This window comes from Streptomyces pallidus (ex Mingjun et al. 2026) (assembly GCF_051550185.1).
In the GTDB taxonomy this organism is placed as follows: domain Bacteria; phylum Actinomycetota; class Actinomycetes; order Streptomycetales; family Streptomycetaceae; genus Streptomyces.
The window spans coordinates 73,641-90,098 of record NZ_CP196182.1 but is presented as its reverse complement, the minus strand read 5'-3'; the positions used below and the strand labels follow the sequence as shown (position 1 = coordinate 90,098).

Annotated in this window: 12 protein-coding genes and 1 pseudogene; 8 read left to right on the top strand and 5 right to left on the bottom strand. The window is 70.8% G+C overall.

All coding sequences use genetic code 11. The features are described from left to right. Nucleotides 1–24 precede the first annotated feature (24 nt). Nucleotides 25–654 carry a CBS domain-containing protein gene (locus tag ACSHWO_RS35415; protein ID WP_385839412.1) on the bottom strand — a complete coding sequence of 210 codons (630 nt, stop codon included), beginning with the start codon at nt 652–654 and terminating at the stop codon, nt 25–27. Nucleotides 655–1,053: 399 nt separating this feature from the next. Between ACSHWO_RS35415 and adhE the strand changes: the two genes are divergently transcribed. Next, the gene (gene adhE / locus ACSHWO_RS35410; protein ID WP_438319430.1) at nt 1,054–3,699 is read left to right on the top strand and encodes a bifunctional acetaldehyde-CoA/alcohol dehydrogenase; all 2,646 of its coding nucleotides are present in this window, start codon (nt 1,054–1,056) and stop codon (nt 3,697–3,699) included. A gap of 126 nt (nt 3,700–3,825) precedes the next feature. After that, complete coding sequence (locus tag ACSHWO_RS35405) at nt 3,826–4,512, top strand: response regulator transcription factor (protein ID WP_361098461.1); 687 nt, start codon at nt 3,826–3,828, stop codon at nt 4,510–4,512. Between the two features lie 202 nt (nt 4,513–4,714). Here the strand turns inward: ACSHWO_RS35405 and ACSHWO_RS35400 are convergent, their stop codons facing one another. Both ACSHWO_RS35400 and ACSHWO_RS35395 read right to left on the bottom strand, forming a co-directional pair. Next, the gene (locus tag ACSHWO_RS35400) at nt 4,715–5,638 is read right to left on the bottom strand and encodes a universal stress protein (protein WP_438319429.1); all 924 of its coding nucleotides are present in this window, start codon (nt 5,636–5,638) and stop codon (nt 4,715–4,717) included. Between the two features lie 125 nt (nt 5,639–5,763). Then, the gene (locus tag ACSHWO_RS35395) at nt 5,764–6,558 is read right to left on the bottom strand and encodes a sigma 54 modulation/S30EA ribosomal C-terminal domain-containing protein (RefSeq protein ID WP_385839409.1); all 795 of its coding nucleotides are present in this window, start codon (nt 6,556–6,558) and stop codon (nt 5,764–5,766) included. Nucleotides 6,559–6,762: 204 nt separating this feature from the next. On the opposite strand from ACSHWO_RS35395, the gene ACSHWO_RS35390 reads away from it, so the two are divergent. Next, on the top strand, nt 6,763–8,487 hold the full coding sequence (locus ACSHWO_RS35390; RefSeq protein ID WP_438319427.1) for a GAF domain-containing protein: 1,725 nt from the start codon (nt 6,763–6,765) through the stop codon (nt 8,485–8,487). Between the two features lie 25 nt (nt 8,488–8,512). Here the strand turns inward: ACSHWO_RS35390 and ACSHWO_RS35385 are convergent, their stop codons facing one another. Together ACSHWO_RS35385 and ACSHWO_RS35380 are read right to left on the bottom strand one after the other, a co-directional pair. Continuing rightward, entirely contained in the window at nt 8,513–9,037 is a 525-nt protein-coding gene (locus ACSHWO_RS35385) for a pyridoxamine 5'-phosphate oxidase family protein (protein ID WP_438319426.1), read from the bottom strand. Nucleotides 9,038–9,186: 149 nt separating this feature from the next. Next, nucleotides 9,187–9,513: an STAS domain-containing protein gene (locus ACSHWO_RS35380; RefSeq protein ID WP_385839406.1), complete on the bottom strand. Its 327-nt coding sequence runs from the start codon at nt 9,511–9,513 to the stop codon at nt 9,187–9,189. Between the two features lie 407 nt (nt 9,514–9,920). Here ACSHWO_RS35380 and ACSHWO_RS35375 point away from each other — a divergent pair, with 407 nt between their 5' ends. The 5 genes and pseudogenes from ACSHWO_RS35375 to ACSHWO_RS35355 all read left to right on the top strand — a co-directional run. Continuing rightward, a complete protein-coding gene (locus ACSHWO_RS35375; protein ID WP_385839405.1) occupies nt 9,921–11,144 on the top strand; it encodes an arginine deiminase in 1,224 nt (407 codons plus the stop codon). A gap of 51 nt (nt 11,145–11,195) precedes the next feature. Further along, the gene (argF, locus tag ACSHWO_RS35370) at nt 11,196–12,197 is read left to right on the top strand and encodes an ornithine carbamoyltransferase (protein WP_438319424.1); all 1,002 of its coding nucleotides are present in this window, start codon (nt 11,196–11,198) and stop codon (nt 12,195–12,197) included. Between the two features lie 20 nt (nt 12,198–12,217). Beyond that, nucleotides 12,218–13,168 carry a carbamate kinase gene (locus ACSHWO_RS35365; RefSeq protein WP_361098361.1) on the top strand — a complete coding sequence of 317 codons (951 nt, stop codon included), beginning with the start codon at nt 12,218–12,220 and terminating at the stop codon, nt 13,166–13,168. Nucleotide 13,169: 1 nt separating this feature from the next. Next, a complete protein-coding gene (locus ACSHWO_RS35360; RefSeq protein WP_438319423.1) occupies nt 13,170–14,702 on the top strand; it encodes a YfcC family protein in 1,533 nt (510 codons plus the stop codon). A 524-nt stretch (nt 14,703–15,226) separates the two neighbouring features. Beyond that, nucleotides 15,227–16,297: pseudogene (locus tag ACSHWO_RS35355) on the top strand (PEP/pyruvate-binding domain-containing protein); the annotation flags it as partial. Between the last annotated feature and the right edge of the window lie 161 nt (nt 16,298–16,458).

Sequence of the window (16,458 nt, the reverse complement as noted above, 5' to 3'; positions counted from 1 at the left end):
GACACACCGTGGCGAGGCGGCCCGTCAGGCCGCCGGCCCGGGCACGACACCGGCCACGCCGTCCACCCGCCAGGCAGTTCGCACGAGCACGGCCGCGTCGATGTCCCGGTGGGCCGGGCACCCCAGCCTGACCACGCCGTCGTGGACCTCGACCCGGACATCGTCACGGACGGACAGCGGCACCTGCGCCCGGACGCGGTCGGTGACGTCCTCGCGAATGTCGTCGTCGGTCCGGAGGAAGACCCTCAGAAGATCACTGCGCGTGGTGATGCCGATGAGCCGGTCCTCCTCGTCCACCACGGGGAGCCGGTCGACGCGGCGCCGCTCCATGATGCGCGCGGCGTCGACGACGCGCTGCTCGGGGTGCACCGTCACCGCGGGTGCGGTCATCAGTGCGCCCGCCGTCGCCGCGCGCACCGAGGAGCGCTCTCGCCGTGCCCTCCGTCCCCACCGGACGGGAATACCCCACACGGCGGTCCGCGAACGCTCCGGGCGCGCCGCCCGGCAGCGGGTGAGGTCGGTCTGCGACACCACACCCACCACTTTGTCGTCGTCGTCCACGACCGGCAGGCCACTGATCCGGTGTGCGGAGAGCAGCCTCGCCACCTCCCGCAGGGAGGTGTCCGGGCGTGCCCGGACGACATCGTGGCTCATCACTTCACCTACTGTGCGGGTCCTCATGGCGATCACCTCTCCATCGGTGGCACCGATGCCGACAGGGGGCATCCTCGTCGGCGGCTCCAGCCTGTCGCCGGCGACGAGAAACCGGCAGATCCGGTCAGGGTCCGTACGCAGGGCCTTTCGTCCTTCGCGCGGCGGGCCCCGTCGCGTGGCCGCAATCGGGGCCGAACGGCCCGCTCCGGGCCCCTTCGGCCCCAGCTCGGCGCGGCGTCCTCGACGCCGTGCCGGCCGAGGAGACCATCGGTGCCCGGGCAGGGACCTTCGGGACCTCCACCGAATGCTCGCGCGGCGCCACGCTGAAGATGGCGGCCGGAATCCCCCCTTGCGGCGGCCCCCACCGATCCCACCGGCCCACCGAATCAGGGAGCCCCCATGGCGAAGCCGCACAGCGGTCCGCGCACCGTCGAACAGACCGGCCCGTCCGACACCACCGTCGCCGTGAACCGACTGGTGGACAACGCTGCCAAGGCGCTCGCCGACTACGACTCCTTCACCCAGGAGCAGATCGACCGCATCGTCGCCAAGGCATCCGTGGCGGCCCTCGACCAGCACACCGTCCTGGCCAGGCTCGCCGTGGAGGAGACCGGCCGGGGCGTCTTCGAGGACAAAGCCGCGAAGAACATGTTCGCGTGCGAGCACGTCACCCACAGCCTGTCCCACGCGAAAACCGTCGGCGTCATCTCACGCGACGACATCGAAGGCGTCATCGAGATCGCCGAGCCCGTGGGAGTCCTGTGCGCGGTCACCCCGGTCACCAACCCGACGTCCACCACCATCTTCAAGGCACTGCTGGCCCTCAAGACGCGAAACCCGGTCGTCTTCGCCTTCCACCCCTCCGCACAGGAGTGCAGCGCGCAGGCGGCGCGGATCGTCCGGGACGCGGCAGTCGCCGCCGGCGCTCCCGAGCACTGCGTCCAGTGGATCGAGTCCCCCTCCCTCGAGGCGACCCGTCTCCTCATGCACCATCCCGGAGTCGCGCTGATCCTGGCGACCGGCGGGAACGCCATGGTCAAGGCCGCCTACTCCGCAGGGAAGCCCGCCGTGGGCGTCGGCGCCGGCAACGTACCGGCCTACGTCCACCGAAGCGCCGACCTGCGGCGGGCGGTCAACGACCTCATCCTGTCCAAATCCTTCGACAACGGCATGATCTGCGCCTCCGAGCAGGCGGTCATCCTCGACTCCGACATCTACGAGGAAGCCCTGGACGAGTTCCGTGCCCTCCACGCATACGTCGCGACACCCGAGGAGAAGCACAAGCTGGAAAGCTACCTCTTCCCGCCCGGCCCGGACGGGCGCCGAGGGCGCGTGAACCCTGCGGCAGTGGGCCGGGACCCGGGGTGGATCGCCGAGCAGGCAGGCTTCACCGTGCCGGACGAGACCTCCCTCATCCTCGCCGAAGCGCCACACGTGGGCCCGGACGAGCCGCTGACCCGCGAGAAGCTCTGCCCCGTCCTCACCGTCCTGCGCGCAACCGACGAGAAGGCCGGATTCGACCTGGCAGCCGACATGGTGGCCTTCCACGGGCAGGGCCACAGCGCCGTCATCCACACCGCCGACCCGGCCCTGGCCGAACGTTACGGGCGCCGCATGAAGACCGTCCGCATCATCGTCAACTCCCCGTCCTCCCAGGGCGCGATCGGCGGCATCTACAACCGCCTCCTGCCCTCCCTGACCCTCGGCTGCGGCTCATGGGGCAGCACCTCGGTCTCCGACAACGTCTCGGCTGCCGAGCTGCTCAACATCAAGCGCGTGACGACGCGGCAGAACAACCTCCAGTGGTTCAAGGTGCCGCCGAAGATCTACTTCGAGCCGCAGGCCGTCCGCTACCTCGCCTCGATGCCCGGTGTCCACCGGGTCACCGTCGTCACGGACTCCACCATGACCCGGCTCGGCCACGTCGACCGCGTCAACCGGGTCCTGACACAGCGGCAGGAGCCCGTGACGATCCAGGTGATCGACGACGTCCGGCCCGAGCCCAGCATCGAGTCCGTTCAGCGGGGCGCCGCTCTGATGCGTGACTTCCGACCGGACACGATCATCGCTCTGGGGGGCGGCTCCCCGATGGACGCGGCCAAGGTGATGTGGCTGCTCTACGAGAACCCCGACATCGACTTCGCCGACATGCGCCAGAAGTTCTCCGACATCCGCAAACGCGCCTTCCGCTTCCCCGCGCTCGGCAAGAAGGCCCGGCTCGTGTGCGTTCCCACCACCTCCGGCACAGGTGCCGAGGTAACCCCCTTCGCCGTCATCTCCGACCCGGCCACCGGCAAGAAGTACCCGCTCGCCGACTACGCCCTCACCCCGAGCATCGCGATCGTCGACCCCGTCCTGACCGCCGGCCTCCCGGCGTCGCTCGCGGCCGACAGCGGCTTCGACGCCCTCACCCACGCCACGGAGGCGTACGTTTCCGTCTACGCGAACGACTTCACCGACGGTCTGGCACTGCACGCCCTCAAACTGGTCTTCCAGCACCTGGAGGCATCCGTCACCGGCAGCGGCGCCCGCCGGCGCAAGGCGCGGGAGAAGATGCACAACGCCGGCACCATCGCCGGCATGGCCTTCGGCAACGCCTTCCTCGGCATCGTCCACGCCATGTCCCACACACTCGGGGCCACATTCCACATCTCCCACGGGCGGACCAACGCCATCCTCCTGCCGCACGTCATCCGCTACAACGGGTCCGTCCCCACCAAACTCACGGGCTGGCCGAAGTACGAGAGCTACCAGGCACCCGAGCGCTTCCAGGACATCGCCCGCGCCCTGGGCCTGCCCGCCGCTACCCCGGCGGAAGGGGTCGCCTCCTACGCCGCCGCCGTGGAGCTCCTGCGGGACGCCGTCGGCATCGAACCCTCCTTCCGTGCGCTCGGCGTCGACGAAACCGCCTTCGTCACAGGCCTTCCGCGCCAGGCCCTGAACGCCTACGAGGACCAGTGCGCCCCCGCCAACCCGCGCATGCCCATGCTCGACGACATGGAAGAGATCATGCGGATCGCCTACTACGGGGCACCGGAGCTGTAGGCCGGGCCCGGACCGAGCAACCGGGAAGGAGGGCCGTCCGGCCCTGGCTCTCCGACCCCGATCCAAGGCAGGCTACATGAGGGGCCCCAATCCCGCGGGCCGGAACAGGAATCACGGAGCTGCATGATGACGGACACGACCGCCGGCGCACCGACGCAAGGACCGGTCAAGGTCTTCCTCCTCGACGACCACGAGGTGGTACGCCGCGGCGTGCACGACCTGCTGGACGCCGAGCCCGACATGGCAGTGGTAGGAGAAGCCGGCACAGCAGAGCAGGCCCTGAACCGTATCCCCGCCCTGCGCCCCGACGTGGCGGTCCTGGACGTCCGCCTGCCCGACGGCGACGGCGTCAGCGTCTGCCGCGAGCTGCGCTCCCGGATGCCCGAGCTCCACTGCCTGATGCTGACCTCCTTCGACGACGAGGAGGCGCTCCTGGACGCGATCATGGCCGGCGCGTCGGGCTACGTCCTGAAGCAGATCACCGGCACGGACCTGGTCTCGGCCGTACGCACCGTCGCATCCGGGCAGTCCCTGCTGGATCCCGGCGCGACCGCCCGCGTGATGGCCCGGCTGCGGGGTGACGCCGCCCCGCAGAAGGAGGAGCAACCGGGACTCGCCGGGCTCACCGAGCGGGAGCGCGACATCCTCGCGCTGGTGGGCGAGGGCTTGACCAACCGGGAGATCGGCAAACGCCTCTACCTCGCCGAGAAGACCGTCAAGAACAACATCTCCCGCCTGCTGGCCAAGCTCGGCGTCGAGCGCCGGGTCCAAGCCGCCGTCCTCGCCACCCAACTGGCCGAGCGGAGCGGGTGAGCCTCTTCCCACACCGGTCTGAGCTGACCGGTTCAGCGCCCGCCGACCAGTGGAGAGAGTCTCCCACCGCCCTCGGCACGGGTGTGGATTGTGCCGTCGTCACCCCCACAGGCTCTCGGCACAGCACTTGATGCCGGCCTCTGCACTGCCGTGAGCCCTGCAGTGATCGCCGAGGCCCTCAGGCCGGCGCTTCGGCCCGCTGTCAGGAATGCGGCACGATCGCGACGGGGACCAGCGAACGGTGGAGCAGGCCCCGGACGACGGGTCCGGGCTGGGGAGCGGTGGCTCTGCTCCGTACGCGATGACCGACGACGACCAGCAGGGCGCGGGCTGAGGACTCCACGAGGTGGTCGACGGGACGGCCGATCACGCACTCCGGGAGTACCGCAACGGTGGGAAAGGCTTCCTGCCATGGACGCAGGACCCCGCTGAGCGCACCAGGTTCCCCGAAGGAGGCATCAGCGGGACGGCCGGCCGGCATGGTTGCCCGGGCGCTCCATCCGTATATGACCCGCAGCGTCGAGCCACGTGATGCCGCTGCCTCGAACCCGTACCCGATGACCGCGTCATCGGGTCGGGACAGGTCGAGGCCGAGCACCACGTCACGCCGGTCGTAGGCTTCGCCATGACCCCCCGCTGCGGTTTCCGCCCACCCGTCGTCGTGCCGCCGCGTCGGGACGACGACGAGGGGACACCGGACCTGGGCGAGCAGGGCCGCGGCGGAATGGCGGGGCCCGGGCGAGCCGCCGAGCGGAGTTGCCGTCCGGGTGCTCATCACGAACGCGGCGGCGTCGGGGGCGACCGACAGCAGACCTTCCAGCGGACGCCCGCCCGACTCCAGGTGGGTGACGTGCACGCCGGGGAACGCAGCCCGCACACGGAAGAGCAGGTCAGCCAGCTGCTCCCCGACACGGGCGGGGGAATGCGAAGCCGCCGGTCCTTCCGGGTGGCGCGGTGCCACGCCGGCAGCGAGGAGCGGCGTCCGGCGGGTCGCGCGGGCAGCGTCGTTCTGGAAGTGGACGACGCTCAGGGGCAGGCCGCGCAAGCGGGCTTCTTGCGCGGCCCAGCCGACGGCGTCTTCCGACTCCGCCGGCTCATCGAGCCACGCAACGACGGAACGAGACATACGGTTCTCTCCGAGGGTGGAAGATCGGGTGGTTTCAGAAAGCGGGCCGTGGAGCCCGGACGACCGCGGGCCGCAACCGGCCCGGCTCCGGCACCGGGCCCGGAGGCGGCGCCCCGCACGGATCCCTAGGTCCGCGGTGTGATGAGGCCGTAGTGGCCGTCGTACCGGTGGTACAGCACGCTGCCCCGGCCGGTGGCCGTGTCGAGGAAGAACACGAACGGCAGTCCCGTGAGCTCCAGTCGTGTCCTCGCCTCCGCGAGGCTCGTCCTCGGGACCGGGCCCGTGCTCGCCTCCCAGCACGGCTCACTCGCCACGGGCTCGCCCGTCCCGCCGGCCGAGGCGACCCGGTGGTGACCGGTGCGGACGTCGCGGTACACGATGCTGTCGGCGCCGGTGGCGGTGTCGGTGAAGAGGTAGAACTCGTAGTCCATGGCCTCCAGGTCGAAGATCGCGTCCTCGGGCGTCTGGGAGGCGAGGCCGAACGACTTGTGGCGCACGATGCGCCGCTCGGCAGCGGGCAGGTGGAGGCGGTGCGGGCGGTGTTCGTCTCCGTCGCCCCGTACCGCCGTGGGCGCCGCACCGCGCTGCCGTGCCGCCGGGGCGGGGTGCCGGCGGGCCCGGGCCAGCCGGGCGGTGAGGCGGGCCTGGAGCAGATCGACGGCCTCGTACATGGTGGTTGCGGCCACGTGGGCCCGGACCGGCCGTCCGTTCAGGTTCACCAGTGCCTGAGCGGAGGCGGCTCGGACGACCGCCGGGTTCGCCGCCTGCACGAGCTTCACGCGGGCCGCCAGGACAGGTTCGCCCACGTGCTCCAGTGCGGCCAGCACCTTCCGCGACGCGTAACGGTCGGCGCCCTGGGGAACACGGCCGCGCCGCTCCACCAGCACGTCCCGGGCGGGGTCGGTCTTGAGTGGTTTCATCTGCCATCTCCTCCTTGATCGCTTCCAGCCTGTCGGCGTCCGCGGTTCGGGGGCAGGGGCCGACCGGCCCTGCCCGGGCACCGGCGGTCCCTCACCGCCGGTGTAACGACGGGTTCCAGCCGCACCGTCACAGGTCCCCGACCACCGCCGACGGCGCCTGGATAGGCTGAGGCAGTACACAGCGTGATGTTCGGAGGAGGCCCTGTGGGCGTGGAGGAGCCGTTGTCGCGGATGCCTCAGATGCGGCTGGACGAGCTGCTGGAGGAGCTGCAGGCGCGCATCAATGCGGCTCGCGGGACCCGGGACCGGGTCCACAGCCTGCTCGAAGCCGTGGTCTCGGTGGGCCGCGAACTCGACTTGGCGCAGGTGCTGCGCCGCATCGTCGAGGCTGCCGCCCAACTCGTCGACGCACGTTACGGGGCGCTGGGTGTCATCGGGCCGGACGGCCGGACGCTGTCGCAGTTCCTGACCACCGGGCTCACACAGGAGGAGATCGCGCGGATCGGCCCCCTGCCAGCCGGACACGGGCTGCTCGGCGAGATCATCCACAACCCCGAACCGCTGCGGCTGCGCGATCTCGGCGCTCACGAGGCATCGTACGGCTTCCCGCCGCACCACCCGCCGATGCGTACGTTCCTGGGCGTCCCCATCCGCGTGCGCGACCAGGTGTTCGGCAACCTGTACCTGACCGACAAGCGGGGCGGCCAGGACTTCGACGCCGAGGACGAGTCGGTGATCGCCACCCTCTCCGTCGCCGCCGGAGTGGCCATCGACAACGCCCGGCTGTACGAGAACTCGCAGCGTCAGCAGCGGTGGCTGCAGGCCGGTGCGGAGATCACCAACAGCCTCCTCTCCGGCAGTCCCCGTCTCAAGGTCCTTGAACTGATCGCCCGGCGCGCCAAGGAGATCACCGCAACCCGGCTCGCGGACGTTTCGGTACCCGTGGCGGGAACCGGCGACCTGGTGGTCGAGCTGGCGATCGGAGCCGACGACGACCCCCGGCGCGGCCTGGTCAGTCCCGTCGACGGCACCCTGTCCGGCGCGGCGTACAAGACCGGCAGCCCTGTCACCACCGCTTGCCTGGCCGACGACACGCGCTACCACGCCGGGCCCCGCCGGTTCGACGGACTCGGGCCGTCAGTCGCCGTGCCCTTGGGCGTCGGTGCCGAGGGCACGCGCGGTGTCCTGCTGCTGGCACGCGCTGCGGACGAGCCGGTCTTCACGGAGGAGGAACTCGATCCTCTGCTCGCCTTCGCCGGTCAGGCGGCGCTCGCGCTGGAGCTGGCCGACCGCCGGCACGACACCGAACAGCTTGCCCTGCTCGAGGACCGGGACCGCATCGCCCGCGATCTGCATGACCTGGCCATCCAGCGCCTCTTCGCGACCGGCATGACCCTCCAGAGCGCCGCACGGCTGGTAGAGCACAAAGGCGCCGCCGAGAGGGTCGAGCGGGCGGTCGGTGACCTGGACGAAACAATCAAGATCATCCGCTCGACGATCTTCGGCCTCCGGGCCCGCGACGAGGATGCCGGGCCCAGCCTGCGCGCGCAGGTCGCCCGGGCCGTCGGCGAAGCCGCCTCGGCCCTCGGCTACCCGCCGAGGCTCAGCATGGAGGGCCTGCTGGACACCAACGTGCCGGTGCAGGTGGCCGACCACGTCATGGCGGCGCTCACCGAAGCGCTCAGCAATGCGGCCCGGCACGCGCATGCCTCGCGCGTGGAGGTCACCGTCCAGGCCACCGCCGAGGAGGTCGTCCTCACCGTGGCCGACAACGGCAAGGGCATCCCCGAGGGCGGCCGGCGCAGCGGCCTGGGGAATCTGCAAGAGAGGGCACGCGCGGTAGGCGGCACGTTCGTGATGGAAGCACCGGAGACAGGCGGCGCCCGCCTCGTATGGAGGGCCCCCCTGGCCGTCGCCGACGGCGCGTGACGTCGGCTGCTGTGTCGCCCTCGGCTCAGGCGGAGGGCGGCACAGCGACGGCTTCGCCGGGCGCATCGGCAGCCGCCGACCCCGTAACGGCCGACGGGTCCGACGCCAGCCGGAAACCGGTGACGACGTCGGGCTGAATGCGCAGCGCGTGATCCAGCGCCCCAGCCACCCACGGCCGAAGCGTCGACCGGTAGTGGTCCAACAGGTCGGGATCCGTCACCAGGTGTGCGTATCCCGTGACGGCGACGCTCCAGCCCCTGCGGGTGGCCATGTCGATCACGTCGGCTTCGTACGCCACGACCAGCCCCGGACCGTCGGCTGGCGGGGTGAGGGATGCGAGCGTCGTACCGTCGTGGATGCCGACGACGACGTCGCCGCCGTCGAGGCAGTGGTTGGCGGGACGAACAGCAGGCAGCGCCTGATGCGTGAACACGATCCGCCCCAGCGGGACGCCTCCCAGGAGCCGCAGCGCCTCGGTTCGCGACAGAGGCGCCAGATACCGCGGCGCCACCTCACGGCGAACCCCCGCGTCCCGCGCGTAGTCGTTCATCGTGCGCACCCTTCACTGCGGCTGTGAGGCCGGATCCCCCGTTCGACATCCAAGCGTTCCCGCACCGGCATGTCGGCGGCTAGGGCCGAACGGACCTTTCGGGCACGCCTGATGTCTGACCGCCCGTGCTCATCGACCCGTGCCGCCCCTCACGCGAACGTGCACCGAACCACCCGATCCACACCCAGGACACGCAGGACCCTGCCCGTCCGGTGCGGAACGCGGCGCAGACTGAGCCGGCCCCCGTCCGTGGCACATCGCCGTTGCAGACGCAGGAAGAGTTCGGCCCCGGCGGTGTCGCAGAAGGTGAGGCCCGCCAGGTCCACGACGACATCGCTGCCTCTACGTGAAGTCGCCGACATCAACTGCGGCTCGATCCGCATGGCGGTGTCCAGGTCGAGCTCACCGGCGAGCGCCCAAGCCGTCGACCCGTTGTCCTGTACCTGCGCCGTCACGCTGATGGGGGTGGTGGTCATGGACTGCCTTCCCTGGCTCAAGGGGCGGAAGATGCGGCCGCCCACCCCGAAGCCCACCACCCGGCCGAGAGAGGTGGGTAGGTCCGCAGGCCCTCGACGGAGGGCCGAAGGTCCCTCGCGGCCGTCCAGGACGGGCCTGCCATGCGGCCGCGAAGGAAACGCACCGGAGGGCCGCCCCATCCGCGCCGTGCCGCCGATCCCGCCCCGGCCCGCCAGAGCCGCAGGTCCCGATCTGACGGGCCCCCTGGCTGCGCGAACCCGCGTCCGGTCGGGCCCCAGCCCGGGACCCTTGCCGCCCGCCCCCGGCACCCGCCGATGACAAGGTTCATGACATCGCTGCGCACCCCAGGGCACCCGTCTACCGGACAGTGCCGCGCAGCCGCCCGCTTCCCTGCCCCGGAGGAACCATGCCCTTTCACGTCGCGTCCGAGACCGGCCGGCTCAGGCAGGTCATCCTGCACCGGCCCGACCTGGAACTGAAACGGCTCACGCCCGGCAACAAGGACGCGCTTCTCTTCGACGACGTGCTGTGGGTCAAGAGGGCCAGAGAGGAGCACGACGCGTTCGCCGACACCCTCCGCGACCGCGGCGTCCGCGTCCATCTCCTCGCGGATCTGCTCACCGAGACCCTGGCGCTCCCGGCGGCGAGGTCGCTCGTGCTGGAGCGGGTCTTCGACCCCCGGGAGTTCGGGCCGCTGGCCACCGACCGCATCCACGCCTTCTTCGACACCCTGGAGCCGGCCGAACTGGTCGCCTGCCTCATCGGAGGAGTGACCAAGCAAGAACTCCTCAGCCGCACGGGCACCCTGACCAGCGTACGGCTGCACGCGGCGGCACCCGACGATTTCGTCCTCGCCCCGCTGCCCAACCACCTCTTCACACGTGACACCTCCTGCTGGGTGTACGACGGGGTGAGCGTCAACCCCATGAAGAAGAGGGCGCGGCGCCGCGAGACCGTCCACTTCGAAGCGATCTACGGACACCACCCCCTGTTCGAAAAGGGCGAGTTCCACCAGTGGTCCGACGGCCAAGCCGGCTATCCGTCCACCATCGAGGGAGGGGACGTCCTGGTCATCGGCAACGGCGCCGTCCTGGTCGGCCTGAGCGAGCGCACCACGCCGCAGGCCGTGGAGAACCTGGCGCTGAGGATGTTCGCCGAGGGCTCCGCCCGCCGGGTGGTGGCACTCCGCCTCCCCAAGAGCCGCAGCTTCATGCACCTCGACACCGTCATGACGATGCTCAGCGGGGACACCTTCACCCGGTACGGCGGACTCGGCACACTCCCCGCCTCCACGATCGAGCCCGGCCCGGACGGCCAGGGACTGAAGATCACCGAGCACGACCCCGCGTACATGGACCAGGCCATCGCCGATGCCCTGGGCCTGGACTCCATCCGGGTGCTCACACCGAGCCAGGACATCCGCTCGGCGGAGCGCGAGCAGTGGGACGACGGCTGCAACGTCCTGGCCGTGGAACCCGGCGTGGTCATCGCGTACGAGCGCAACGTCACCACCAACACCCACCTGCGCAAGAGCGGCATCGAAGTCATCACCATCCGCGGCAGCGAACTCGGCCGGGGGCGTGGCGGCCCACGCTGCATGAGCTGCCCCGTCGAGCGCGACGCCGTCTGATCACACCCCCTTCCGATTCCCCCTTCCCTTCCACACCGACCAGGAGCCGCCATGCCCGGCACGCTGCGCCACCGCCCCTTCCTCAAGGAACTCGACCTCACCGCCGCCGAATTCCGGCACCTGCTGGAGCTGTCCGGCCGACTCAAGGCCGCCCGTTCCACCGGGACGGCAGAGCAGCACCTGCGCGGCAAGAACATCGCCGTCATCTTCGAAAAGACCTCCACACGCACCCGCTGCGCCTTCGAGGTCGCCGCCCATCAGGAGGGCGCGCACGTCACCTACCTGGACCCCACCGGCTCCCAGCTCGGCCACAAGGAGTCCGTCAAGGACACGGCGCGCGTCCTCGGCCGCTACTACGACGGCATCGAGTACCGGGGCAGCGACCAGAGCGTGGTCGAGCAGTTGGCCCGGCACGCCGGCGTCCCCGTGTGGAACGGGCTCACCGACCAGTGGCACCCGACCCAGTCGCTCGCGGACGTGCTCACCATGTGGGAGCACACCGACAAGCCGCTGGACCAGGTGTCCTTCGCCTATCTCGGTGACGCCCGCAACAACGTGGGCAACTCCCTGCTGATCACCGCCGCCATGCTCGGCATGGACGTCCGCATGGTCGGTCCGCTCTCCCTGCACAACGCGCCCGATGTGGTGGACGAAGCCCACCGCATCGCCGCCTCCACCGGTGCACGCATCACCCTGACCGAGGACGTGGCCGAGGGCGTGGCCGGGGTCGACTTCGTCTACACGGACGTATGGCTGTCCATGGGCGAGCCGGCACAGCTGTGGGACGAACGAATAGCCCTGCTGAAGCCCTACCAGGTCACCACCGACGTCCTCAGGGCCAGCGGCAACCCCAGGGTCAAGTTCATGCACTGCCTTCCGGCCTTCCACGACAGCGACACCACCGTCGGCGCGAAGATCGCCGCGCGAACCGGCATGACGGCCATGGAGGTGACGGACGAGGTGTTCGAGTCACCCCACTCCATCGTCTTCGACCAGGCGGAGAACCGGCTGCACACCATCAAGGCCGTCCTCGTCGCGACCCTCGCCGACTGACCAGCCCCGGGAGACCCCTCATGCGTGTCGTCGTCGCCCTGGGAGGCAACGCCCTCCTCCGCCGCACCGAACGCCCGGACGCATCCGTCCAACTGGCCAACATCCGCACGGCCGTCGCCGCGCTGGCGCCCCTGGCCCATGACCACGAACTCGTCATCACCCACGGCAACGGCCCCCAAGTCGGCGTCCTCGCCCTGCAGAGCGCCGCCGACCACACCCTGAGCAGCCCCTACCCCTTCGACGTCCTCGGAGCCGAGACCCAGGGCATGATCGGCTACTGGTTGCTGCAATCCCTGCAGAACGCCCTGCCCGGCCGCCAGGTCTGCGCCCTGCTGAACCAAACCCTCGTGTCCGCCGCGGACCCCGCGTTCGAGGACCCCCAGAAGTTCGTCGGCCCGGTCTACGAACGCGCCCAGGCCGAACGGCTCGCCGCCGCGCACGGCTGGACGATCCGCCAGGACGGCCCGCACTTCAGGCGGGTCGTCCCCTCACCCCGCCCGCAACGCGTCGTCGAAACCCGGCTCATCCGCCTGCTGCTGGGGTCCGGGGCCGTGGCAGTCTGCGCCGGCGGCGGGGGAGTACCCGTGATCCGGGACGACGAAGGGCGGCTCACCGGAGTGGAGGCCGTCGTGGACAAAGACCTCACGGCCGCCCTGCTCGCCGAGGCACTCGACGCCGACGCATTGCTCCTGCTCACCGACGTACCCAACGTCGCACTCGGCCACGGCACGCCCGGGGCGACGCCGATCGGCCACACCACACCCGCCCACCTGCGCGCGCACCGCTTCCCGGCGGGATCGATGGGACCCAAGGTCGAGGCCGTGTGCCGCTTCGTCGAGCTGACCGGCGGGACGGCCGCCATCGGCGCTCTCGAAGACGCCCGCGCCATCCTCGACGGAACCGCCGGCACCGTCGTCACACCCGGCGGCCGCCGCACGCACCTCCGCTCCGACACCCCCCTGGACAGATGAGATGACGATCAGCAGCCCGCCCGCAGCGACCGGCCCCGCCGAAGCGGCAGCGAAGGCGGACGAGCCCCGAGACCCGGCCCACCGCTTCCGCTTCCCGTCGGCCTTCACCGTACTGATCGCGGTCACGGTCGCCGTGTGGGCGCTCACCTTCGTCATACCCGCCGGCCGCTACGACACGAAGGACGGCAGCCCCGTTCCCGGCACATACCACCACGTGGAAGTGTCGACGGGGTTCTGGGACCGGCTGAAGGACCTGTTCCTGTCACCGGTCAACGGCCTGTACGGGGTGACGGACGCCCAGACCGGCCTCACCGCCCCCGGCGCTGACGGAGCGTTCGCCGGCGCGGCGGGCGTCTTCCTCTTCATTCTCGCCGTCGGCGCCTTCATCACCGTCACCGTGCGCACCGGGGCCCTCACCGCGGGCGTCGCGCGACTCGCACACCGCCTACAGAGGCACCGGACGCTGCTGCTCGTGGTACTCGTCACGGTGTTCTCCCTCGGAGGCACCACCTACGGCATGGCGGAGGAAACCCTCGGCTTCTACGGGCTCATGGTCCCGCTCATGCTCAAGCTCGGCTACGACCGGATGGTCGCCGCGGCCGTCATCATGGTCGGCGCCGGCGTCGGCACCCTCGCCTCCACGGTGAACCCCTTCGCCACCGGCGTCGCCTCCGCCGGTGCGGGCATCGGCACCGGCGACGGCATCCTGCTGCGGCTGGCGATGTGGGCCTGCGTCACCGCGATCGCGGCAGCCCATGTCGTCCGGTACGCCCGAGGGGTCGTCGCCGACCCCTCACGGTCCCTGACACCCGCCACCGAGGAGGACCGCCGGCTCGCGGCCGAAGACGAACGGGCGGAGACCCTGTCCGGCCGCCGACGGCTGGTCCTCGCCCTCTTCGCCGGCACCTTCCTGTTCATGATCTTCGCGGTGGTCCCGTGGGCGGACCTGCACATCGCCTTCCTGCCCACACTCGGCTGGTACTTCCCCGAACTCGCCGCCCTGTTCCTCGTCGCCGCGATCGTCGTCGGGCTCGTCGGAGGACTCGGCGAGAAGGGCACGGCCGGCGCCGTCACCGAGGGCGCCGGAGACTTCGTCGGAGCGGCGATGACCGTCATGCTCGCGCGTGGAGTGACCGTCATCATGAACAACGCGGCCGTGACCGACACCGTCCTCGACGGCCTGCACCACGCCGTGTCCGGCACACCATCCGGTGTCTTCGGCGCCCTCATGTTCCTCGTCAACATCCCCCTCGCCTTCCTGGTGCCGTCCTCCTCCGGCCACGCCGCGCTCGCCATGCCGATCCTCGCACCCCTGGCCGACTTCGCGGGCGTCGGCCGCGCCCTGGCGGTCACCGGCTACCAGTCCGCCTCCGGATGGGTGAACCTGATCACCCCGACCTCCGCCGTCGTCATGGGCGGGCTGGCACTGGCCAAGGTCGGCTACGGCCAGTACCTGCGCTTCGTCGCGCCCCTGATGGGGGTGCTCTTCGCGGTCGTCGGTGGATTCCTGATCCTGGGCGCCGCGATCGGCTGACCGGCGGGCAGCACGCCACCGGTGTCAGCACACACGTCGAAGGCCCCGGCTGCCCCCTGGCGGCCGGGGACGCGAACCGAGGTCGCCTTGGCCGGGGAGGGGGCCCCAGCCCTCGCGAATGGACGGGTCCACTTCTTCGCGTAGGGACCATAGGGCCCCGGGCGTGCCATGCGGCCCCTGTCGCGCACCGGCGAGGTCGACCAGCATGGGGAAAGAAGGACTTGCCGTCACCAGGAGGGCGTGTCGTGTCACGTACGGTCACTGCCGCAGGCGAGGCCTCGAAGGCGAGGCCTCGAAGGCGAGGCATCCGGGCGAGCAAGGGGCCGAGGCGGCGGGGGAGGCCCGGCCGGCCGTTGGTTGGCGTTGGCACTCGCGAGTCGAAGATGCACATCGGGGCAGATTGAGCCATTCCGTACTGCGTCGAAAGGCGGTCCGTATGGCGCTCGTCCCGCACGACTGACGGCCAAACCGCATCCACCGGGTACCCACGGTGCCCGTGCTGCCGGCAAGACGGGAGAGATCTCATGGATCCGACATACGTGTACGACTTCGCCGAGGGCGGCCGGGCCACGGCCGACCTGCTGGGCGGCACGGGCGCCAATCTCGCCGAGATGGCCCGCTTGGGCCTGCCCGTACCACCCGGCTTCACCGTCACCACGGAGGCCTGCCGGGTCTTCCTGGAGACCGGGGAGCCGCCGCCGGGGTTGGAGCGCCAGGTCGGTGATCACCTCGCCGCTATGGAACGCGCGGCGGGACGACGGCTCGGCCAGGTGGACGACCCCCTGTTGCTCTCGGTCCGCTCCGGCGCCCGGTTCTCCATGCCGGGCTTGATGGAGACCGTCCTCGACATCGGCATCAACGACCTGTCCGTCCTCGGCCTGGGCAAGACCGCCGAGCGGGAGCGGTTCGCCTGGGACTCCTACCGCCGCCTCGTGCAGATGTTCGGCAGCACCGTCATGGGAGTCGACACCGCACGCTTCGAAAGCGTCCTGTCGGGTATCAAACGGCAGCACCATGCCGCCGACGACACCCGGCTCGACACCAGTGACCTGATCCGACTGGTCGAGACGTACAAAGACCTGATCCTGGAGGAGACGGGACAGGAATTCCCCCAGAACCCCGCCGAGCAGCTCCACCGGGCCGTTCTCGCCGCGTTCACCTCTTGGAACGGCGAGCGGGCACGGACGTACCGGCGCCGCGAGCACATCCCCGACAACCTGGGCACGGCCGTCACCATCCAGACGATGGTCTTCGGCAACCTCGGCCCCGACTCCGGCAGCGGCGTCGCCTTCACCCGGAACCCGGCGACCGGACAGCCCGGCGTCTACGGCGACTACCTGCCGAACGCCCAGGGCGAGGACGTCGTCGCAGGTATCCGCACCACCGTTCCCCTCCAGGAACTGGAGCACATCGCCCCGCCTTCCTTCGCCCGGCTGCGCGACTGCATGCAGGCGCTCGAAAGGCACTACCGCGATCTGTGCGAGATCGAGTTCACCATCGAGCGCGGCATGCTGTGGATCCTGCGGACCCGTGTCGGCAAGCGCACCTCGCAGGCCGCCTTCGCCATCGCCGGGCGACTGGTCGACGAGGGGCTCGACGGCGCAGGCTGATGTCCTCCGGTTCGCCAACTCCGGTACGCGCGAAGCCCTGCCCAGGCGGATCCCCCCTCGGAGGGCGTCGCTCGGAGCCCGTGTCCGGGAGACGGCGCCGGCCGGCGCGGCCGCCCGCCCGGCATGATCGCCGCCCAGGCCGGCCG

Coding starts and splice junctions, on each gene's coding strand:
- ACSHWO_RS35415 (WP_385839412.1), bottom strand. CDS start 654: ATGAGCCACGATGTCGTCCGGGCACGCCCGGACACCTCCCTGCGGGAG.
- adhE (WP_438319430.1), top strand. CDS start 1,054: ATGGCGAAGCCGCACAGCGGTCCGCGCACCGTCGAACAGACCGGCCCG.
- ACSHWO_RS35405 (WP_361098461.1), top strand. CDS start 3,826: ATGACGGACACGACCGCCGGCGCACCGACGCAAGGACCGGTCAAGGTC.
- ACSHWO_RS35400 (WP_438319429.1), bottom strand. CDS start 5,638: ATGTCTCGTTCCGTCGTTGCGTGGCTCGATGAGCCGGCGGAGTCGGAA.
- ACSHWO_RS35395 (WP_385839409.1), bottom strand. CDS start 6,558: ATGAAACCACTCAAGACCGACCCCGCCCGGGACGTGCTGGTGGAGCGG.
- ACSHWO_RS35385 (WP_438319426.1), bottom strand. CDS start 9,037: ATGAACGACTACGCGCGGGACGCGGGGGTTCGCCGTGAGGTGGCGCCG.
- ACSHWO_RS35380 (WP_385839406.1), bottom strand. CDS start 9,513: ATGACCACCACCCCCATCAGCGTGACGGCGCAGGTACAGGACAACGGG.
- ACSHWO_RS35375 (WP_385839405.1), top strand. CDS start 9,921: ATGCCCTTTCACGTCGCGTCCGAGACCGGCCGGCTCAGGCAGGTCATC.
- argF (WP_438319424.1), top strand. CDS start 11,196: ATGCCCGGCACGCTGCGCCACCGCCCCTTCCTCAAGGAACTCGACCTC.
- ACSHWO_RS35365 (WP_361098361.1), top strand. CDS start 12,218: ATGCGTGTCGTCGTCGCCCTGGGAGGCAACGCCCTCCTCCGCCGCACC.
- ACSHWO_RS35360 (WP_438319423.1), top strand. CDS start 13,170: ATGACGATCAGCAGCCCGCCCGCAGCGACCGGCCCCGCCGAAGCGGCA.